The 19,548-nt window shown below is 58.7% G+C and carries 18 protein-coding genes; 8 read left to right on the top strand and 10 right to left on the bottom strand.

Going from position 1 to position 19,548, the window contains the following annotated elements; all coding sequences use genetic code 11:
- The first annotated feature begins 44 nt into the window (after positions 1 to 44).
- Both GKKCFE_RS14245 and GKKCFE_RS14240 read left to right on the top strand, forming a co-directional pair.
- Positions 45 to 2,105 carry a TonB-dependent receptor gene (locus tag GKKCFE_RS14245; protein WP_445576676.1) on the top strand — a complete coding sequence of 687 codons (2,061 nt, stop codon included), beginning with the start codon at positions 45 to 47 and terminating at the stop codon, positions 2,103 to 2,105.
- Between the two features lie 109 nt (positions 2,106 to 2,214).
- Complete coding sequence (locus GKKCFE_RS14240) at positions 2,215 to 3,636, top strand: diaminobutyrate--2-oxoglutarate transaminase (RefSeq protein ID WP_274090193.1); 1,422 nt, start codon at positions 2,215 to 2,217, stop codon at positions 3,634 to 3,636.
- A 115-nt stretch (positions 3,637 to 3,751) separates the two neighbouring features.
- Here GKKCFE_RS14240 and GKKCFE_RS14235 read toward each other — a convergent pair whose 3' ends face one another.
- Positions 3,752 to 4,486, bottom strand: a complete 735-nt coding sequence (locus tag GKKCFE_RS14235; RefSeq protein WP_107322858.1) for an NADPH-dependent F420 reductase — start codon at positions 4,484 to 4,486, stop codon at positions 3,752 to 3,754.
- 116 nt (positions 4,487 to 4,602) lie between these two features.
- Positions 4,603 to 5,361 (bottom strand): SDR family oxidoreductase, encoded by a 759-nt coding sequence (locus GKKCFE_RS14230; protein ID WP_445576675.1) that lies wholly within the window; start codon positions 5,359 to 5,361, stop codon positions 4,603 to 4,605.
- 122 nt (positions 5,362 to 5,483) lie between these two features.
- On the opposite strand from GKKCFE_RS14230, the gene GKKCFE_RS14225 reads away from it, so the two are divergent.
- Positions 5,484 to 6,053, top strand: coding sequence for a TetR/AcrR family transcriptional regulator (locus GKKCFE_RS14225; protein WP_047225855.1), 570 nt, complete (start codon positions 5,484 to 5,486; stop codon positions 6,051 to 6,053).
- A 70-nt stretch (positions 6,054 to 6,123) separates the two neighbouring features.
- Here the strand turns inward: GKKCFE_RS14225 and dctA are convergent, their stop codons facing one another.
- Positions 6,124 to 7,431, bottom strand: a complete 1,308-nt coding sequence (dctA, locus tag GKKCFE_RS14220; RefSeq protein WP_076384140.1) for a C4-dicarboxylate transporter DctA — start codon at positions 7,429 to 7,431, stop codon at positions 6,124 to 6,126.
- 102 nt (positions 7,432 to 7,533) lie between these two features.
- A complete protein-coding gene (locus GKKCFE_RS14215; protein ID WP_047225527.1) occupies positions 7,534 to 8,703 on the bottom strand; it encodes a mandelate racemase/muconate lactonizing enzyme family protein in 1,170 nt (389 codons plus the stop codon).
- A gap of 99 nt (positions 8,704 to 8,802) precedes the next feature.
- On the opposite strand from GKKCFE_RS14215, the gene GKKCFE_RS14210 reads away from it, so the two are divergent.
- On the top strand, positions 8,803 to 9,678 hold the full coding sequence (locus GKKCFE_RS14210) for a LysR family transcriptional regulator (RefSeq protein WP_047225528.1): 876 nt from the start codon (positions 8,803 to 8,805) through the stop codon (positions 9,676 to 9,678).
- 103 nt (positions 9,679 to 9,781) lie between these two features.
- Here the strand turns inward: GKKCFE_RS14210 and GKKCFE_RS14205 are convergent, their stop codons facing one another.
- The 3 genes from GKKCFE_RS14205 to GKKCFE_RS14195 form a co-directional block, all read right to left on the bottom strand.
- Positions 9,782 to 10,708, bottom strand: coding sequence for a sugar ABC transporter substrate-binding protein (locus tag GKKCFE_RS14205; RefSeq protein ID WP_445576674.1), 927 nt, complete (start codon positions 10,706 to 10,708; stop codon positions 9,782 to 9,784).
- Between the two features lie 79 nt (positions 10,709 to 10,787).
- On the bottom strand, positions 10,788 to 11,579 hold the full coding sequence (locus GKKCFE_RS14200; protein ID WP_445576673.1) for a TIM barrel protein: 792 nt from the start codon (positions 11,577 to 11,579) through the stop codon (positions 10,788 to 10,790).
- Complete coding sequence (locus GKKCFE_RS14195) at positions 11,576 to 12,598, bottom strand: Gfo/Idh/MocA family oxidoreductase (protein ID WP_047225856.1); 1,023 nt, start codon at positions 12,596 to 12,598, stop codon at positions 11,576 to 11,578. The genes GKKCFE_RS14200 and GKKCFE_RS14195 overlap by 4 nt, the downstream gene beginning before the upstream one ends.
- Positions 12,599 to 12,792: 194 nt before the next feature.
- On the opposite strand from GKKCFE_RS14195, the gene GKKCFE_RS14190 reads away from it, so the two are divergent.
- On the top strand, positions 12,793 to 14,784 hold the full coding sequence (locus GKKCFE_RS14190; protein ID WP_445576672.1) for a sigma-54 interaction domain-containing protein: 1,992 nt from the start codon (positions 12,793 to 12,795) through the stop codon (positions 14,782 to 14,784).
- A gap of 118 nt (positions 14,785 to 14,902) precedes the next feature.
- Here GKKCFE_RS14190 and GKKCFE_RS14185 read toward each other — a convergent pair whose 3' ends face one another.
- Together GKKCFE_RS14185 and GKKCFE_RS14180 are read right to left on the bottom strand one after the other, a co-directional pair.
- Complete coding sequence (locus tag GKKCFE_RS14185; RefSeq protein ID WP_047225532.1) at positions 14,903 to 15,160, bottom strand: Atu4866 domain-containing protein; 258 nt, start codon at positions 15,158 to 15,160, stop codon at positions 14,903 to 14,905.
- 326 nt (positions 15,161 to 15,486) lie between these two features.
- Complete coding sequence (locus GKKCFE_RS14180; protein ID WP_107322853.1) at positions 15,487 to 16,251, bottom strand: SDR family NAD(P)-dependent oxidoreductase; 765 nt, start codon at positions 16,249 to 16,251, stop codon at positions 15,487 to 15,489.
- 243 nt (positions 16,252 to 16,494) lie between these two features.
- Here GKKCFE_RS14180 and GKKCFE_RS14175 point away from each other — a divergent pair, with 243 nt between their 5' ends.
- The 3 genes from GKKCFE_RS14175 to GKKCFE_RS14165 all read left to right on the top strand — a co-directional run bounded on the left by GKKCFE_RS14175 (position 16,495) and on the right by GKKCFE_RS14165 (position 18,498).
- On the top strand, positions 16,495 to 17,436 hold the full coding sequence (locus GKKCFE_RS14175; protein ID WP_445576671.1) for a helix-turn-helix domain-containing protein: 942 nt from the start codon (positions 16,495 to 16,497) through the stop codon (positions 17,434 to 17,436).
- Positions 17,437 to 17,645: 209 nt separating this feature from the next.
- Positions 17,646 to 18,071, top strand: coding sequence for a YciI family protein (locus GKKCFE_RS14170; protein ID WP_445576670.1), 426 nt, complete (start codon positions 17,646 to 17,648; stop codon positions 18,069 to 18,071).
- A 22-nt stretch (positions 18,072 to 18,093) separates the two neighbouring features.
- Complete coding sequence (locus GKKCFE_RS14165) at positions 18,094 to 18,498, top strand: VOC family protein (protein WP_139049761.1); 405 nt, start codon at positions 18,094 to 18,096, stop codon at positions 18,496 to 18,498.
- A gap of 217 nt (positions 18,499 to 18,715) precedes the next feature.
- On the opposite strand, the gene GKKCFE_RS14160 is transcribed toward GKKCFE_RS14165, so the two are convergent.
- Entirely contained in the window at positions 18,716 to 19,546 is an 831-nt protein-coding gene (locus GKKCFE_RS14160; protein ID WP_445576669.1) for a DUF4198 domain-containing protein, read from the bottom strand.
- Between the last annotated feature and the right edge of the window lie 2 nt (positions 19,547 to 19,548).

The raw sequence follows: 19,548 nt of genomic DNA, 5'->3' as shown, positions 1-19,548 counted from the left end.
CCAGCTCAAAAAACCTAAAAATATCTGTCGCAGGGGAGCGGGGCGTGAATTTCAAAAAGAACACAATTGCGTTGGCTGTAGGGTCGGCCATAGGCCTGAGCAACGCTGCATGGGCGGCCGAAGAAGCCGGCACGATGGAGATTGCTCCGATCACCGTGACAGGTGAAAAAATCGACCGCACGCTTGAACAGACCCAGTCCAGCGTCGTGGTCCTCACCGACAAGAATCTGCGAGAACACGGCGACAAGGACCTGGTGGATGTATTCGCCCGCACGCCCGGCATCTATAGCCAGGCCGGCAATGAAAACTGGGGTATCCGTGGTGTGCCGGTGTCCGGTTTTGACGATCAGGGCCCAGCGACCCTCAATGGTGCCGTATCCGTTTATGTCGACGGTGCCGTACAGCCGAACCGTGCGCTGACCCTCAGCCCGGTCCCGCTCTGGGATGCCGAGCAGGTCGAAGTATTCCTTGGCCCGCAATCCACCACCCAGGGCCGTAACTCCCTGGCCGGTGCGGTGGTTATCCGGACCAAGAACCCAACTTTCGAACCGAGCTTCTCGGCACAAACCAATGTGGGCAATTACGGTGAGCGCGGGGCGGCGGTGGCCGGTGGTGGCTCTATCGTCGACGACAAGATCGCCGGGCGTATCGCCGTGGACTATGGCGAAGGTGACGGCTACATCCGTAACACCACGCTCAATGACGACGCCAACCCGCGTCGCACCAGCAACACCCGCGGCAAATTGCTGATCCTGCCCAACGACGACACTGATGTCCTGCTGACCTACGCCCACAGCGAGCACCGCCAGGGCGACCGTTCGACCATGCGCGTCAACGGCAAGCCGAGCTACTACGATATCGCGTCCAACACCAAGGCCTTCGACAACCTCAAGCAGGACACCCTCAGCGCCAAGGTGGATTATCGTCTGAACGACGACTGGTCGCTGACGAGCATGACCGCCAATACCAGTACCGACTACAGCAACCGTCTGGACTTCGACCAGAATGCCGTGGACAACGAGGTCGTTCTGCGCAAGCAAGACGGTAACCTGTTCAGTCAGGAGCTGCGCTTGAATTACACCTCGGACACGGTGAAGAGCTTTGTGGGTGCGTACTACGGCCACAACAGCAACGACTTCCACGACCGGCTGTTTTTCGATGATGTGCTGTTCGGTACGGTCAAGGGCGATACCACGATCGAGAACAAGGCCGTGTTCGGTGAAGTCAACTGGACATTCGCACCGCGCTGGACCTTGATCACCGGCCTGCGTTACGACCACGAGACCAACGACACCGACGTCGAGCAGGACGATTTCTCCGAGCCCGCCAAAGTCAAAAAGTCATTTGACGCCGTGCTGCCGAAACTCGGCATCGACTATGAGCTGGCCGCGAACCAATACCTCGGTTTCATGGTGCAAAAAGGCTACCGCGGCGGTGGCGTCAACCTGCGTTCCGGTAGCGGTCACCAAGCCTACGATCCGGAATACACCACCAACTACGAGCTGTCCTACCGCGGTTCGTTCTTCGACCAGACCCTGCGTACCCGCGCCAACTTGTATTACACGGATTGGAAGGACCAGCAGATCAGCGTGCGGCAGAACGGTAGCTCCGTCATTGATATCTACAACGCCGGTCGCAGTGACATCAAGGGTCTGGAAGTCTTCGTGGAGAAGGACATCACCGAACAGCTGACCTTGAACGTCGGCGCCGCCGTGACCGATAGCAAATACAAGGACTTCGTCGCTGACAATGGTCAGGACAGGAGCGGCGAGTCGTTCCTTTATTCGCCTAAGTACAAGGCTTCGGTGGGGGGTGTCTATCGCTTCGACGACCGTCTGATACTCGGCACGGACATTGTCTATCAGGGCACCGCGCCTTCGGAGTATGAATTCGATTCAAACGGCAAAGTCACTGGCGAGCGTAAGAGCGACGCCTATGTGCTGGTGAACTTCAACGCCGAGTACAAAGTCACCAAGAACGTCGCTGTGTCCGCTTACGTCAAAAACGCCTTCGACAAGGAGTACGTCACCAACAACCGTAACGACGACATCATCGATGTCGGCGCGCCGCGCACGGTGGGGATGATTTTGCGCTACGACATGTAAAACCCATAGGCGCGGGGAGGCAATCTCCTCGCGCCTGTCCTGCAACGTATCGGATGTTTGTTTCCAGGCTGTTCGTTCCCTTCCAAACCCAGCCTCCATGGAGGAAATCATGAGTGCTTTTTCGAATGTCACAGCGGGTGGCGCGCAACAGCTGCGCCTGTTGCACACCGGTCTGTCGAGTCCTTACTGCCTCGATTCGACCCCACTGCTGGACCGTCAGCAACAGCAGGAATCCAACGCCCGCAGTTACCCGCGACGCATTCCGCTGGTGCTTGAAAGAGCCCATGGCATTTATGTGCAGGACAGCCGGGGGCAAGTGTTTGTCGATTGCCTGGCCGGTGCCGGCACCCTGGCGCTGGGCCACAACCACCCGGTGATCATCGAGGCCATCACTCAGGTCATGGCAGCCGGTGTGCCGATGCACACCCTGGACCTCATGACGCCTGTGAAGGACGCATTTGTCCAAGAAATTTTCGCTTGCCTGCCTAGCGAGTTCGCTCGCCATGCACGCATCCAGTTCTGCGGCCCGAGTGGGGCCGATGCGGTCGAGGCCGCGCTCAAGCTGACCCGCACCGCCACTGGGCGGCATTCGGTCCTGGCGTTCGAAGGGGCCTATCACGGGATGACCCTGGGTACGCTGGCCATCAGCGGCAACCTGTCACCGAAAAATGCCCTCGGCGCATTGATGCCAGGTGTGCAGCGCCTGCCGTTCCCGCACGATTATCGTTGCCCGTTCGGGGTGGCCGGCGATCAGGCAGTCACGTTGAACGTGCGTTACCTGGATCACTTGCTCAACGACCCTGAAAGCGGGGTGACCGCACCGGCGGCGCTGATCCTGGAGCCGATTCAAGGGGAGGGTGGGGTCATTGCCGCGCCGGACCGCTGGCTGCAGGAACTGCGCCGATTGACCCAGGCCCACGGCATCCCGCTGATCGTCGACGAGATCCAGTGCGGCATTGCCCGCAGTGGCCGGATGTTTGGCTTCGAGCAATCGGGTATCACGCCGGATGTCATCACCCTGTCCAAAGCCATCGGTGGCGGGTTGCCGCTGTCGGTCATGGTCTACCACGAGTCGCTGGACGTCTGGCAGCCGGGTGCCCACGCCGGCACATTCCGCGGCAATCAGTTGGCGATGGCGGCCGGTACCGCGACCTTGCGTTTCATCCGCGATGAAGGCCTGGTCCAGCACGCTGAAAAGGTCGGCGCTTATCTGCAAAAACAACTGCAGGCGCTGCAAAACGAGTTCGCCTGGATCGGCGATGTACGGGGTCGCGGCCTGATGCTCGGGATGGAAATCGTCGACCCGCAGGGCACCCTTGATGTACAGGGCCATCCGCCGGTGGACACAGCCCGGGCCAAGGCCTTCCAGCAGGCTTGCCTGAAGCACGGCTTGATCGTCGAGCTTGGCGGGCGCCATGGGGCGACGGTGCGCTTCTTGCCGCCGCTGATCATCACTGAGCAGGAGATCGATTTTGTGGGGCAGATCCTGTTTCAGGCCGCGAGCACCCTCAGCGAAGGCTCCGCGCAATAATCATTTGATCCGCCGATGCGCGCCCGCCGTAACGGATTGTACTTTGCCGGCGTTGAGATTGAGCGACGGCTACCGCCTAATCTGGCGGTGGCCGCGCGATTCAGCAGCTCGATAGTCAGGCTGTCATTGCACGATTCGTGGCAACAATTTGCTCATGTGTAAACTGACCACCGGGAGCCATGAATCTGGCCAGAAGTGCGTCCCGGTTTTGAGGCGCCCTGATTTTATCAGCCGCACACAAGGCCGATTTTAGCTCCGGCAGGGTTAGTTCGGTGCAGTATGCAGGCGTGCCTGGTTGCTGATGCCATGAACTCTCAAGGCTGCCAGCGGCAAGCGCGGTGAAACCGGTATCCTCGACAAGATCCTGCGCGATCGCCTCGGCATAGGGGTCATCCCCAGCCACGGGTAAGGCGATGCGTGTTGAAGACCCGGCTGGTTGGCCTTTGTCGGCAAGAGTCGCTGCGAGAACGGCGTTCCATGCCTTGACGACCGGGCGACCAATCTGCTCGCTTACCCAGATGCTCTCGGGCTTGCCGTCGTCTACCTCCTTGATCGCCCCGTCTCGTCCCGGATAGTAATTGGACGTGTCAATGACGACGACCTTCTCGGGAACATGACTTAACGTTTGGCGCAGATCGGGGTACTTCGCGAAGGGGATCGAGAGGATAACCGCATCCACATCCGACACAGCGTCTTCCTTGGTCACCGCCCGTACACCGATTTCGTTGGCGAGGTCCTGAATACTCTGAGGGCTCTTCGAGTTGGCCAGTTTCACTTCATGGCCGCATGCAGCGAGCTTACGGGCAAGAGTAGCCCCAATGTTGCCCGCGCCGATAATTCCGATTTTCATGTCAATAACCTCCTCGCATACAAACAATATTCAATTACCGTTGCCTGGGGGTGCGAACGAATTAAGCGTGTGGCGAAGATCCAGCAATACTTCAGGTGTCATCCGCACGGTTGAGATCATTCTGCCGGTGGTTTGTATCCCGCAAGCATTTCGAGTACCTCAGCATGTGAACCGCTCGCTTCAGCAAACCGTAGTGGCTTGGCGCGCTCGACGACCAGTTCTTGTGGGGTCGGAGCGATCTCGAGCAGTGCGAAGATTTCATTCAGGAACTCGTCCAAGGGCATGGCGTGTTCGTCATTTTCCTGTCCAAGCAAAGTGGTACGCACTCCCGGTGGCGCAAGCTCGATGACCTCGACTGATGAGTTCTCCAGCTGCACTCGAAGACTTTGAGTGAATGAATGAACTGCCGCTTTGGTTGCGCTGTAGGTCGGTGTCGCAGGCAGCGGGACGAAGGCCAAAGCCGAGCTGACATTGATGATCGTTGCACTGGGCTGCTTGATCAGTTGGGGAGTCAAGGCGTACACCATGCGAATCGTGCCAAGCAAGTTCGTTGTCACGATATCTTCGGCTGTGCTCAGGTATTGGGAATCAGTCAGATCCTCCCAGTGCATGATGCCCGCGTTGTTTATGAGCACGTTCAGATTGGGGTGACTGATCGCAAGCGCTTCGCTGGTGCGCTGGATGGATTGCGGATCGCAGACGTCCAGCACTACCGATTCAATGCCTGGATGTTCCGACACGATCTTGTCGAGCAGAGCCTTGCGCCGTCCCGCGATGATTACGTTGTTTCCCGCCTGGTAAAGCCTTAGCGCCAGACCAAGGCCTATGCCTGAGGTGCTGCCGGTAACCAGAATCGTGTTGCCCGTGCTGTTCATAGTAAACTCCAGTAAGAGAACAAAAGCGGACAGCTGTCCACTTGTGTTGAAAATTACCGGACAACTGTCCGCTTTGCAATGCAGCGAAGGAAATAACTTTGCCCAGGAATGACGAAGTGGCGATGCGTTCTGACGCCAAGAAAAATCGAGAACGAATTCTGAAGGTCGCTGTGGCAGAGCTGACGCTCGATCCTGCGGTCCCGCTGAGTGCGATTGCGAAGAAGGCTGGAGTGGGACAGGGCACGTTCTATCGCCATTTCGCCAACAGAGAGGCGCTGGTATTCGAGGTCTACCAATTCGAAATGCAACAAGTGGCCTCGTTGGCCGAACAGCTGCTCGCCACAAAACCCCCTAAGGAGGCCCTCCGAGAGTGGATGGACTGCCTCGTTGAATATGCAATGACCAAGGCGGGACTTGCGACCGCGATACGGCAAGCAGCCTCTACTTACGAATTTCCTGGGAAGTCGGGATACGCGCCGGTCCAGGCAGCCGCCGAGTTGCTTTTGAGGGCTAATGAAAAGGCCGGAACGATTCGTAGCGGGGTTACCCACGACGACTTTTTTCTAGCCACTGCTGGAATATGGCAAATAGATTCCCAGAGCGAATGGCGCCCACGTCTCGCCAGATTGATGGACTTGGTGATGGATGGTCTATGCGCAGGTAGCCCTGAAAGCCTGAAGAATAACGTGTAGCTTTCGTCCAAACGCAAACCACTACCGGTCATGCCGTGGTTTAAACGGAATGACCGGAGCGCCTTACGGATTATTTTTGCGCCAGCAATGCCTTTCTTGTCGCCTTTTGGTGTTTCATGGCGGCGATCTCACGCTCGCAGGCCTCGACATCGAACGAGTTGTCCCACTTGGCAATGGCGATGGTGCCGATACCGTTACCGATCAGGTTGGTCACGGCTCGCGCTTCGTTGAGGAACCGGTCAATGCCCAGGAGCAAAACGAGGCCGACCAGAGGAATGGAGTGAATGGTTGTGAGCGTTGCAGCCAGTGTCACAAACCCCGCACCCGCCACCCCAGCCGAGCCTTTTGAAGTCAGCAGGAACACGCCTAGCAGAATCATCTGATCCACAAAGGTCAGTGGCGTATTGGTCGCCTGTGCGATGAAGATGGCGGCCATGGTGAGATAGATACAGGTGCCGTCCGCATTGAAGGTGTACCCCGTAGGCAACACCATGCCCACTACCGATTTTTTGCAGCCAAGCTTTTCAAGTTTCACCATCATTCGTGGCAGCACGGCTTCGGTTGAGCAGGTGCCAAGGGTGATGAGGATTTCATCTTTGAAATAACGAAGAAATTGCAGAAGCGGCATGCCCGACCATCGAGCAACCGTACCCAGCACGACCACGATGAAAAACAAGGTCGTGATGTAGAGCGCGACCAGCAACTGGCCGAGTGACAGCAAGGTGCCAATCCCGTATTTGCCGATCGTGAAAGCCATGCCGGCACCCGCGCCAATCGGCGCCAAGCGCATGACCATTGCAACGATCTTGAACAGGCCTTGCAGGAACAGGTCAAGGGTGTTGATCAGTGGCTTGCTGGTTTCACCCATTTGAACCAGGGCGACACCCATCAATACCGAAAGCAGGATGACCTGAAGCATGACGCCATTGGAGAATGCGCCGATGAAGGTTTGCGGGATGATATTGAGAAAGAAATCAATGGTGCCGCCTTGCTCACTGGCAGCTTGGCTGTATTTGCTAATGGCACCTCCATCAAGCGCGCTGGCGTTGATGTTCATACCGACGCCAGGCTTCACGATGTTGACCACAATGAGGCCGACGACCAGGGCGATGGTTGAAAGAATCTCGAAGTAGATCAGCGCTTTCACGCCAATCCGGCCGACTTCTTTGATATTGCCCATCTTTGCGATACCCACAACGACCGTACCGAAAATAATGGGCGCCAACAGCATTTTGATCAGTTTGATGAAGCCATCGGCAAAGGGTTGCAGCTTGGCTCCGATATCAGGCACGAAGTAACCGATTGCTGCACCGATCACGATGCCGATCAGCACTTGCACATACAGCTGGCCATACCAGCGGGACTTGGAGATTTCCACGGAAGCACCTCATTTTATTGTTGTGATGGGCATGTGGCTCGGCGTCAGTGGGTGACGCCGGGGGCTGCGGCCTCTTTCAAAGAGACCGCAGATCGAGGTTGATCAGCCTTCGCCCAACTCACGCATCACTGCGTACAAAGCGGACTTGGCCTCGAAGCCAACACCTGGAATATCCGGCAGACCGACATAGCCGTTTTCCACGCGGATGCCGTCAGCGAAGCCGCCGAACGGCTGGAACACATCCGGGTAAGATTCGTTGCCGCCCAGGTGCAGACCCGCTGCGATGTTCAGGGACATCTGGTGACCGCCATGGGGCACTACGCGGCGGGAAGACCAACCCATTTCTTCCATCACCTTCAGGGTGCGCATGTACTCCACGAGCCCGTAGGACAGAGCACAGTCGAACTGGAGGTAGTCGCGATCGGGGCGCATGCCACCGTGGCGCAGCAGGTTACGGGCATCCTGGTGAGAGAACAGGTTTTCACCGGTAGCCATGGGCAGTTCATAGTGATTGGCAAGCTCGGCCTGGAGTGCGTAGTCCAGCGGATCGCCAACCTCTTCGTACCAGAAGAGGTTGTACTTCTTGATGGCTTCAGCGTACGCGATACCGGTCTGAAGATCGAAACGACCATTGGCGTCGACCGCCAACCGACGGCCGTCGCCAACCACTTCAAGTACCGCTTCGATGCGACGGATATCTTCGTCCAGCGGTACCGCACCAATCTTCATCTTGACGACGTCGTAGCCACGATCCAGATAGCTCTGCATTTCTGCCTTGAGCTTGGTCTGGTCTTTGCCAGGGTAGTAGTAGCCGCCCGCTGCATAGACCCAGACCTTGTCATCGGCCACGCCGTTACGGTAACGGTCGGCCAGCAGGCGATACAGCGGTTTGCCTTCAATCTTGGCGACGGCATCCCATACCGCCATGTCGATGGTGCCAACGGCGACAGAGCGCTCGCCATGGCCGCCTGGCTTTTCGTTGGTCATCAAGGTTTTCCAGATGGCGAACGGATCCAGGTTGTTGTTTTCATGGTCGACGAGCGTGTCTGGATCCGCTTGCGTGATACGCGCCAGGAAACGATCACGCATCAGTGCGCCCTGGCCATAGCGACCATTGGAGTTGAAACCGTAGCCAATGACAGGCTTCCCATCACGAATTACATCAGTGATGACCGCGACAACCGAGCAGGTCATTTTCGAAAAATCGATGTAGGCGTTAGCGATTGGGGAGGCAATGGAAACAGTTTTTTCACGAATGTCTACGATGCGCATGACGGGGTCCTCTTGTTGTTTGTAGGCCCACGTTAGGCTTTGCGATGGCCCCCGCCCAATGCTATTAATGCCGCACCCTATGCACAGGAGGCATGGCCCTTGGAACTCGTCTGGCTTGAAGATTTTTCAGCGCTTGCGGAGTACGGCAGCTTTGTTCGGGCGGCTGAAGCGCGGCACGTTACCCAGCCGGCATTCAGCCGCAGAGTGCGCTCGTTAGAGAGTTGGATGGGGGTGCAGTTGTTCGTTCGAACGCCTCAAGGAGCGACGCTTACTGAAGCTGGCAGGCAAATTTTGCCAAGTGCCCAAGAGGCTGCCAGGCGCTTGTACAGAATGCGCAACGAGGCTCAAGAGGTTGCTGGAATGGCCGCCAAGTCGCTTCAATTCGCGGCAACTCACTCCCTGTCGTTTACATTTTTTCCCAAGTGGCTGCGAAGCTCAGAGAACGGTGCCCCCATTGAGGCTGTGCAACTGCACTCAGACAGCATGGCTGCCTGTGAGCAGATGCTGATACATGGCCAGGTTCAGTTTCTGCTCTGCCACCGCCATCCCGATGTTCCACCGCTACTGGCCCCTGATCAGTTCATCGGCAAGAAGGTGGGTGAAGACGTTCTCGTTCCTCTTGCGAGTGCCTGCGCTAACTTCGGCACCTCGCCTGCGGCATTGCCGTACCTCGCTTACACCCATGAATCCGGTTTGGGGCGTATCGTCGCGCACAGACTGCGTGGCAAAGAAGATTACCTTCACCTCAAACCACTTTTTAGCAGCCACCTTGCAGCGGTGCTAATGTCCATGGCCCTGGAAAGCAAAGGCGTGGCCTGGTTGCCCAGGAGCCTCACCGAGCAAGAAATACTGGATGGGCGCCTGGTCAGAGCGCTCGACGAAAGCTGGGATATACCGCTGGAAATTCATCTGACCCGTCCAGTAGCGCCACTCAGTCCATCTGCCGAAGAATTCTGGGCCAGGGTGGGGCAGTGACTCGGCGGGTTTTATATGACGCGCTGTGTTGCTCAATAGGGTTTGGGGTTGTGAATCGCCGCTGATCCCTTGCCGGGATCGCGGCGAAGTGTTGAGCTTTTCGCTACTTGTAATGTTGTTCAAACACCGCCAATTGCTCAGGCTTGATCAACTGAAAGGGTACCCAGACGTCCGTTTCCACCGGCTCTCCCTTGATCATCTTGAGTGCTGCTTGTACCGCGCTGCTCGCCTGGGCCTTGGGGTCCTGGAATACCGAGGCGACCAGCATCCCGCGCTTGATTGCCGCCAGGCCGTCAGGCAAGCCGTCGATACCGACAATCGCAATCTCGCCCTTGGCTTTGCCGGCCTGCTGCAACGCCATGGCTGCACCGATGGCCATCTCGTCATTGTTGGCGACGATGGCATCGAAACGGCTACCCGCCAGCAACCAATTACTGGTCAGGTCCATCCCTTTGCTGCGCTGCCACTCGGCACTTTGCTGCTCGACAACCTTGATCCCGGGATAATCCTTGAGCACCTGTTTGACGCCTTCGGTGCGGTCGTGGGTAGCGTTTTGCGCCAGGTCGCCCATGATGATCGCAAGGTTGCCCTTGCCTCCGAGCTTTTCGGCCAGATAGCGCATTTGCAGCTGTCCGGCCTCAATGTCATTGGACGCCACCGTGACCACGCCTTTGGGCAAGGTGCGCTCGTCCGGGTGACGGTTGACGTAGACCAGCGGCGTCTTCGCTTCGACCGCGGCGCGGGTGATGTTGGCCGTGGCGGAGGTGTCCACCGGCAGGACAATGACCGCATCCACTTTCTGATTGATAAAACCCTGGACCTGGTTGAGTTGGCGTACCACATCGCCTTGGGCGTCCTCGAATTGAATCTGCACGTTTTCCTTTTTCGCGGCCTCGTCCAGGCCGTTACGCACGTAGGTCATGAAGTTGTCGTCGACCCTGGCGATGCTGACGCCGATGCGATAGTCGGCGATGGCCCATTGGCTCAAGAGCAATAGCAGGGTGGCGAAAAGCAGTGTGCAACGACGCATGATGGTTTTCCTTTTGTTGTTATGAGTTGAACGTCACCAAGAAATTTTCCGCGGGTTTTAAATGAATCCAGTGCCGGCCTCATCCATCAAGCGTGAAGGCCTGTCTGAAACGCTCAAGCGCGACTTCGCTGTCACCGCTGGCCCAGCCTTCGAGGCCGACGACACCGCTGTATCCCATGCCGAACAAGGCCCTGGCAATGGCGGGATAGTGGATTTCACCGGTGCCGGGTTCCATGCGGCCCGGGACGTCGGCGACCTGGATTTCGCCGATGGCGCTGCCGGCGCGCTGGATCAGTTCGATCAGGTTTCCTTCACCGATCTGTGCGTGATAGAGGTCCAGGTTCATCTTCAGGTGCGGGCTGCCCACGGCCTCGATCAGTGCCAGGGTATCGTCAGCGCGGGCGAAAGGCGTGCCTGGGTGGTCGACTTCAGTGTTGAGGTTTTCCAGCAGGAATACCCGGCCCGCGTCTTCGCCCAGGCGGGCTATTTTTTCCAGTGTCTTGCAGGCGCTCAACCACATGCGGCCGGTGGTCTGGGCAACGGGTTTGACTGGCAATCCTTGATCACCCAGGCCGGTGCCGTGCAGGTTCAGGCACGGGCAACCCAATTGGGCTGCGACGGCTAGAGATTCCTGGGAGCTGTCGAGCAGTTGCTGGATACCCTCGGGATCGGTCAGGTTGCCCGAGATGTAGCCGGTCATGGAGGTGAAATCCGCGCCAGTCGCGACGAGAGCCTGGATGTCTTTGGTCGTCCAGTTCCATATCTCGACGCTGAAGCCCAGCGCGTGGATGCGTTTGACCCGCTCGGTAAAGGGCAGGTCGAGAAAGACCATCTCGGCGCTGATCGCCAGTTTGAACGGTATGAAACTCATGAATGAGCTCCTTGTACGCGCACCGGTTTGCCCAGTTGGAAGGACTCGATACAAGCGCGAGCAATGGCCAGTGCCGCACGGGCGTCTTCACCGCTGGCCAGAGGTTTTTCGCCACTGCGTACGCAACTGACAAAGTGGTTGAGCTCAGCCACATAGGCATCACGCAGCAAGTCGGTGTCCATGCGCTGGGTGTCGGCCTGAACCCCATTGGCCAGGTAGCGCAGCAGGTCGGAGTCGTTGACGTTGCCCATGGTCAGCATGCCAGCGCTGCCGAACACTTCGCCCCGGACATCGTAGCCATAGACCGCCTGGAAATTCGCTTCGGCCGTGGCGATGGCCCCGTTGTCGAAACGGATCGTGACCACCGCGGTGTCGAGAAATCCTTTGTCTTTGTAGGCCGGTGCGATCAGGGCATCGGCCATCACAAAAACTTCAACCGCCTCGGCGCCCGGATTCAGGTAGCGCAGGGTATCGAAGTCATGGATCAAAGTTTCGAGGAAGATCACCCATTGCGGTGACGCGGCGGGGTTGTTCAGCGCCGGGTCGCGGGTCAGCGAGCGCAGCAGTTGTGGCGTACCGATCCGGCCGGCAACCACGTCCAGATGAGCGGTGCGGAAACTTCTGGCAAAGCGCCGGTTGAAGCCGACCTGGAGTGTCACCCGAGCATCGGCAGCCGCAGCTATGGCGCGATCGGCTTCGTCCAGGGTGATCGCCATCGGTTTTTCACAGAACACACTTTTGCCGGCCCGGGCCGCACTGATCACCAGTTCGGCATGGCTGCGCGCCGGGGCGGCAATCAACACGGCGTCGATGTCCGGGTCATCAAGCAGTTGCTGTGGATCGGCATAGACCTTCTGCACGTCCAGTTCTGCCGCCAGGCGCGCGGCCTGGCCGGGAGTAGGGTCGGCGATGGCAGCGAGGCACGCGCCGGGGATGTGGCGGGCGGCGGTGAGGCCGTGAAAACTGCCCATGCGGCCGGCGCCGATAAGGCCAAGGCGGATGATCCTGGATGTACTCATGAACATGACTCCCTTTATTGTTTTTACGACTCGGCGCTAAGAATGTCCTCGTCTGGATAAGCAGGGAGCAAGCGCTGTGCCAATAATCAACTCATTGATATTAAACAGATTTTATTCATTGTCGTTTGTATTCATGTTCATTTTGATTACATGTCTATACTGACATGTCGAAAATATGAACATATGGCCGAATGATGAATCAGCAACCTGCCGCCTTGAGCGCCGAAGACCGCGATTACCTCACCGCGCTTGGCCCTGCGTCGTTGAACGAAGGGCCCGGCACTGCGCTGGATGAGGCCTGGCGAGCGTGCTTGCAGGGGGTAATCGATCGCCCTGCCGGAATCAGGCGGGTGATTTGGGAGTCCTGGTTGCGCAGCGTCCATGCCGGCCTTGATCCAGAAGACGGTGAGTACCGTTTTGTCGCGCCCGACGACCTCGCCGCGACACTGGCAGCCAACCGGGTGCTGATCGCCGCGGCGGCGCAGGTCATGCGCGGTTTGCTCGCCTACAACCCCAAGGGCCATATCAATCTGACCGATACCCAAGGCACGACTTTGTACTTTTGTGGCCTGGACCTCACCCCCATAGGCAGTCGCCTGCTGGAGTCGGTACAGGGCACCAATTGCACCGGGCTGGCGATCGTCGAAGACCGTTTGGTCTATGTGCTAGCCGAGGAGAACTTTGGGCTTGGCCTGCGCCAGCGCCGCATGCATTGCGCCGCCGCGCCTATCCGGGATGCTCAGGGCCGAACCTTGGGTATGTTGACCTTGACGGCGGAGCCAGGCTGGTTTCATTTCCATACGCTGGGCACCGTCCAGGCCGCAGCCGAGGCGGTCTCGAGGCAGATGGCGCTGCAGGCCTTGCTGGAAGAGCAACAAACCGTGCTTGAAGTGCTCAACGAGGGCTTGGTGGTATTGGATGAGCAGGGCTGCATCAAGGCGCTCAACCATTACGCCCGGCAGTTGTTCCGCGTGGGTCATGACCTGCTCGGCAGTCCGTTCAAGAGCCTGGGACAAAGTGAGCTGACCGATGCCGTCCTGCTTGCCAGCGGGGAGGGCGTACGGGACCTGGATTGCACCTTTGAACTGCACGACCACAGCCATCTGGCCTGCCTGGTGTCGGTCTGCCCGCTGGAACAAGGCGGGCGGATTGTTTCGTTGCGCGAAAACCGACGCATTCGGGAAATCACCCGGCGGATCATGGGCACCCAGGCCAGCTACACCTTCGAAACCATCCTCGGCCATTCACGGGCGATTCAGGATGCAGTGCACCTGGCACGGATTGCCAGTCGCAGTGATTCGACCACGCTGATCCTCGGCGAGAGCGGCACAGGCAAGGAGCTGTTCGCCCAGGCGATCCATAATGCCAGCGGCCGTTGTCGCGGTCCTTTCGTGGCGGTCAATTGCGGCGCTATTCCCCGTGACCTGGTGCAGAGCGAACTGTTCGGTCATGTCGAAGGCGCTTTCACCGGATCGGCTCGCGGTGGCTCGGCAGGCAAGTTCGAATTGGCCGATGGCGGGACGATCTTCCTCGACGAAATCGGTGACATGTCCTTTGATGCGCAGGTCAGCTTGCTGCGCGTCCTGCAGGAAGGCGAGGTGACACGGGTGGGGGCAAAAAAATCGCTGCGGGTCAACGTTCGCATCATTGCCGCCACTCACCGCAACCTGAGCCAGGCGGTGGCCGAGGGCGCCTTTCGTGAGGACCTTTACTACCGGCTCAACGTCCTGAACCTGACCGTGCCGCCACTGCGAATGCGCCGCGAAGACGTGCCGTTGCTGGCGCGGCATTTTCTCGCGCGTTGTGCCCGGTCGCTCCGCAAATCGACGCAGGACCTTTCTCCCGTGGCACTGGATATGCTTGGCGCCTACGATTGGCCGGGCAATGTTCGCGAGCTGGAAAACGTCATTGAGCGGGCGACCAACCTGGCGATGAGCGAACTGATCCAGCCGAGCGATCTTGCGCTGGAGATCAGGCAGCGAGGGCGACTATCGACGTGGGCGAGCGTCCCTGAACCTCGGACGGCGCCGGACCTTGGCACCCATGAAATGAATGCAATCATTGCCGCCCTCACAGACACGCGCGGAAACATCCGCCTGGCGGCTCAACGGCTGAATGTGTCGCGTGGGGGGTTGTACAACAAGATGAGTCGGTATGGGCTCAAGGTTGATGCGTTTCGTTCTTAGCCGGTGGCGCAACGCTGGCGATGAAACGGACGACCAGTCTCCGCTCGAGGGTGGTTTTATGCATCCTTCATGCTGGCGAGACGAGAAACGCCCGGCCAAAAGGAGCCGGGCGTCTCTGTCACTTGCGATAGAGCACCATCCCTGCGTGGTAGAGGACGCCGTCCCGAAACGTTCCATCGGCAGTGAAGCCCGTGTCGTCCCAGTAGCGGATGTAATCGCCTTCCACCTCGTAACGCCCCTGATAAGCACTTTCGCGATTTCCGCGAGCCTCGTCGTAGCGCCCATTTGGCAACAGCTCATGGCGAATATTCCCATCAGCGGTGATCCACATGCCGGTGTAGGGGTGACTGGCGGTAGTAGGTTGAATACGTTGCATGTTCCATTCTCCTTCTGCGGTTAGATCAGCCGAGACGACAACGACGCTCAAAGCGGTACCGATCAACAATCGGCTGATGCTTTTCATGTTCTGCCCTCACATTTGAACAGCGAGTTCGGATGGCCCTGTCCGGGCCGTCCGGTGTCATCCGTTTCGTGAGTCCAGAGTAGGGAGTGGATCCGCTTGGCCGTTATGTCAAAAATGTCGCGGGTTTGCCTGATCCTGTATGGCGTAACCGACACCGAACCGGCTTATCGATCCAGACCAAAGTCAACAGACGCCAGCCGAGGGCATCCTTGCCCGGGGTGTGCAGCGACAACGCCGCATTAGCCCGCGGTGACTGTCATGCCGCCATCGGCCATAACCACCGAGCCGACCATGAAACTCGCGCGGTCCGAGGCGAGGAAGGCGACGATTTCGGCAATTTCCTCCGGCTGCGCAGCGCGGCCGATGGGTGCCGCTTCGCCGTGCTTGGCCAGAAAGCCGGGGCCGTCGTCGACCACGTCATTAAGGATGTTGGTCACCACATCGCCGACGCCGATGGCATTGACGCGGATGCCATGCTCGATCACTTCGAGCGCCAGCGTGCGGGTCAACTGGGCCAGCGCGCCCTTGGACGCGGTGTAGGCTGCGATCGTCGCAAAGGCGAAGTAGGATGCGTAAGAGGCGATGTTGACGATTGCCCCGGATCTGTTGGGAATCATCGCTTTCACCGCCTCGCGGCAATGCATGAAGGCCGCGGTGGCGTTGACTGCCTGAATGCGCTCCCAGTCTTCACGGGTCATGTCGATGACAAGCTTGTTGATGATGATCCCGGCGTTGTTGACCAGGATATCCAGCCGGCCGAACTGCTCGACGGCCAGGCCGACCGCGCGCTCGGCGGCTCCGTCTTCGCTGATGTCCGCCACCAGCGGCACCAGCCCGGGACGGGCGAGCTCTTCGACGGCGGGGTTCAGGTCTTCAGCAACGACCTTGGCGCCACGAGCGTGCAGCAACAGTGCGATGGCTTTGCCGATGCCACTGGCCGCGCCGGTGACCAGCGCGACTTTGCCTGCGACTTCGTGGGGGATGCTGTAGGTGATATCAGTCATGATGCTCTCCTGCGTTGCGAGCCGAGGAGACATTCGCCGGCTCCGCGCCCGTGAGGCGCTGTCGTTATCGACGGCTTCACTGTCTCTCAATGTGCATGTTCGGGCTTTCGCAGGCTTGCCTGGACTGTTGGGGTTTTGCTCCAGCATGCGAGGCTCCGGCGCACACGGTCTGTCGCGCAACCTTGCTCATGGCCGCCGCCGCGTTATCCTGTTGGCACCAGTCCTCGTCAGAGGGCTTTGTCGATGGAGCATCCTGTGCACCAACCCGGTCCGCAAAACCTCGCCAGCGATGCTCAACGCATTACGGGCGAATCGATGCTGCACTATTTGCCGGGAACGCCGCAGACGTTACCGCCGCGCCCGCAGATGCAGGACGTGGTGATGTTGCGGTTCAGCCATCACAGCATCGTCGAGCCCATCCTGGTGCCTGCGGTGGTCGAGCCTCTGCTGGTGTGGGTGCTGGCGGGCGCGGCTCGGGTCGAGGAGCGCGTTCTGGGTGGGGAATGGGTAGCGTCCGACGTCAAGACCGGCGACTTCTTTCTCACCAACACTGGCGAACCCTACGAGATGCGCTGGCAGACCCAAGGCTGCGACGCTTTTGAGGTGATGCACCTGTATCTCGGCCTGCCATTGATTGATCAAGCCGCGCGCGAGGTACTGGGCGAACACGCCGAGCCGGTCAGCTTCCTCGATGTTTCCGGTGACCGGGATGAACGAATCAGTTTCCTGTTGGAGCAACTGCGCCAGGAACTCATCGACGAGCGCCAGCCCAGCCCCTTGTTTGCCCACAGCCTGGCTCAGGCGCTGGCCGTGCATTTGGTGCGGCGCTACCTTGACCCAAACCGCAGTGCCCGGCGCAACAACGCGTTGCAGGCCTACAAACTGCGCCGCGTTATCGAGGCAATGACCGAGGGGCTTGCCGCCGATTTCAGCCTCGCGAACTTTGCTCGGGTTGCGCAACTGAGCGAGTACCACTTCAGCCGCATGTTCAAACGCGCCACCGGGCTTTCACCCTCGCAGTACTTCATTCGCTTGCGCATGAGCCGCGCCCGGCATCTGCTGCTGGAGACGGACCGAAGCATCATCGATGTCGGGTTGGAGGTCGGCTATTCGAGCCCCAGCCATTTTTCCCAGGTGTTTCGCCGCGAAGTGGGGGTCACGCCCAGCATCTATCGTCGAGCATGACGGCTGTTTAAGCGTTTCTGCGGTTTGCAGTGTTCATTCGGATGGTGTGAAAGGCTGCGCCGTTGCTCCGAGTGATCCATGGCTGAAGCCGCAACGGCCTGCCAAAAAAATAATTGCGTCAGGCTGTCGATTTCGACCCTTGCCATTCGATTAGTCCGCAGAGCCACCACAAGGGCGGCTTAATCCATCCACTCTCAGGAGACAAGCGCATGCGATTTATGGTGATCGTCAAAGCCAGCCCGGAATCGGAAGCCGGACAGATGCCCAGCGAAGAATTGCTCGCCGCCATGGGCGCCTACAATGAAGAATTGCTCAAGGCCGGGGTGATGCTCGCCGGAGAAGGGCTGCATCCCAGTGCCAAGGGTGTGCGTGTGCAGTTTTCCGGCAAGAACCGGACCGTCGTCGAGGGGCCTTTTGCGCAAACCAGGGAATTGATTGCCGGCTTCTGGATCTTCCAGGTCCAGTCGCTGCAGGAAGCCATCGACTGGGTCAAACGCTGCCCGAACCCGATGATCAGTGACAGTGAAATCGAGATCCGCCAGATCTTCGAAGCCGAGGATTTTGGCGAGAGCTTTACCCCCGAGTTGCGCGAGCAGGAAGAGCGTCTGCGGGCGCAGTTGTCCAATCAATTGTGAGCCGACTACAGGAGTTGCGAGCATGAAAATCATCCCTTACCTGACCTTCAACGGCCGCTGCAAGGAAGCCTTTGCGTTGTACAAGGACGTACTTGGCGGCGAGCTGTTTTCCATGTCCTTTGCCGAGGCGCCGGAGGACGTCGGCATGCCCAAGGACGCCGACCTGATCATGCACACCTGCCTGACCGTGGGCAATTTCAGCCTGATGGCTTCCGACTGCCCGCCAGGCCAGCCGTATCGCCAGCCGCAAGGCGTGTCGGTTTCCCTCAACGTCGACAGCGTGGAAGAGGCCGAACGGCTGTTCAATGGCTTGAGTGCAGGTGGCACCGTGCAGATGCCCCTGGCGAAGACCTTTTGGGCGGAACGTTTTGCCATGTTCGAAGACCGTTTCGGGATTGCCTGGATGGTCAACTACGAGGGGGAATAAGCTGCATTGACGTGCGTGAGCCGTGACAGGCAGAGCGCGTTATTCGCCGAAATTCTCGCAGAATTCGGCTACGGGAGCGAAGAACTTGAAGCGTTGCGAATAGCGGGGAGGCGTCAACGGTGATCAACGGTTTCGGGATTGGCATAACCAAGGCGCGTTCGACCTGGAAACAAGGATGATCGACTCCAAGGCTTTACGCGCAACGGTTGGGTTTGTGTCATTTCATGTCTCTGGCCTGCACCCACAGCACTGCGTCTTGCGACAGGGCTTTGCCTTTGTGGGTTTTCGTTGTCCCGATGTCGAGAGCTGCGATACCCCACCACCCGGCGCGGGGCAGGCCAATGGTCACGATGCCTTGGGAATCCGAGTAGGTGCTAAGGGCTTTGAAGGAAGCCTGAGGAGCCGTTATGTAGTTCTGCTCGCCGAAGGCGTTTTTCTCGACATCAACGGAATGGTTGAGGTATTCGATTTCGATCTCGGCGAACGGGACGGGCTTGCCGTCGGCCAGCACCAAGGCGCGGAATACTCCGCCGGTCCAGTTGGCATAAGGTTTGTTCAGGGGCTGGATCTCAACCGGCAACCCTTGTGGTTCTGCCCAGTGACCGGGTACTCCACCCACGTTCACGATCAGCTTGGTGAATTGCTGGATGTAGACACCTTCTTCGGTTTCCAGATAAGGCTCGGGCTCGAGTACGAAGATATGGTCACCCAGTGAGCGCACCAGCTCACGTGGGATCGATGCTCGATAGGCCGTCGACCGGTTATCGCGACTCTGCCACTCGACTGGACGTAAGTATTCGAGCAGATTGATTTTTTCCCCGCCGTGCGCGCTGGTGTGGTTAAAGGCCCGGGGTTCATCCATGGCCATGGTGGGGCCGCCGGAGAAGGGATGAGTGAACACTAGCGCGAACTCCAGTTTTTCCGCACGCTGCAGCGCTGTTTCCTCTAGGTAGAGCATCTGGAAGTGCGCCTGTGCAGCGCCGGTCAAGCCACTGAATGTAGTCGCGGCAATGGCTTGGAGCAGTTTTCGTTTGAACGTCATGGTCATTT

It is taken from the genome of Pseudomonas sp. E141 (assembly GCF_052659885.1).
The sequence above is the reverse complement of the archived record's forward strand: the minus strand, read 5'-3'. Positions and strand labels throughout refer to the sequence as shown.

Coding starts and splice junctions, on each gene's coding strand:
- GKKCFE_RS14240 (WP_274090193.1), top strand. CDS start 2,215: ATGAGTGCTTTTTCGAATGTCACAGCGGGTGGCGCGCAACAGCTGCGC.
- GKKCFE_RS14235 (WP_107322858.1), bottom strand. CDS start 4,486: ATGAAAATCGGAATTATCGGCGCGGGCAACATTGGGGCTACTCTTGCC.
- GKKCFE_RS14230 (WP_445576675.1), bottom strand. CDS start 5,361: ATGAACAGCACGGGCAACACGATTCTGGTTACCGGCAGCACCTCAGGC.
- GKKCFE_RS14225 (WP_047225855.1), top strand. CDS start 5,484: ATGCGTTCTGACGCCAAGAAAAATCGAGAACGAATTCTGAAGGTCGCT.
- GKKCFE_RS14215 (WP_047225527.1), bottom strand. CDS start 8,703: ATGCGCATCGTAGACATTCGTGAAAAAACTGTTTCCATTGCCTCCCCA.
- GKKCFE_RS14205 (WP_445576674.1), bottom strand. CDS start 10,708: ATGCGTCGTTGCACACTGCTTTTCGCCACCCTGCTATTGCTCTTGAGC.
- GKKCFE_RS14200 (WP_445576673.1), bottom strand. CDS start 11,579: ATGAGTTTCATACCGTTCAAACTGGCGATCAGCGCCGAGATGGTCTTT.
- GKKCFE_RS14195 (WP_047225856.1), bottom strand. CDS start 12,598: ATGAGTACATCCAGGATCATCCGCCTTGGCCTTATCGGCGCCGGCCGC.
- GKKCFE_RS14190 (WP_445576672.1), top strand. CDS start 12,793: ATGAATCAGCAACCTGCCGCCTTGAGCGCCGAAGACCGCGATTACCTC.
- GKKCFE_RS14185 (WP_047225532.1), bottom strand. CDS start 15,160: ATGCAACGTATTCAACCTACTACCGCCAGTCACCCCTACACCGGCATG.
- GKKCFE_RS14180 (WP_107322853.1), bottom strand. CDS start 16,251: ATGACTGATATCACCTACAGCATCCCCCACGAAGTCGCAGGCAAAGTC.
- GKKCFE_RS14175 (WP_445576671.1), top strand. CDS start 16,495: ATGGAGCATCCTGTGCACCAACCCGGTCCGCAAAACCTCGCCAGCGAT.
- GKKCFE_RS14170 (WP_445576670.1), top strand. CDS start 17,646: ATGCGATTTATGGTGATCGTCAAAGCCAGCCCGGAATCGGAAGCCGGA.
- GKKCFE_RS14165 (WP_139049761.1), top strand. CDS start 18,094: ATGAAAATCATCCCTTACCTGACCTTCAACGGCCGCTGCAAGGAAGCC.
- GKKCFE_RS14160 (WP_445576669.1), bottom strand. CDS start 19,546: ATGACCATGACGTTCAAACGAAAACTGCTCCAAGCCATTGCCGCGACT.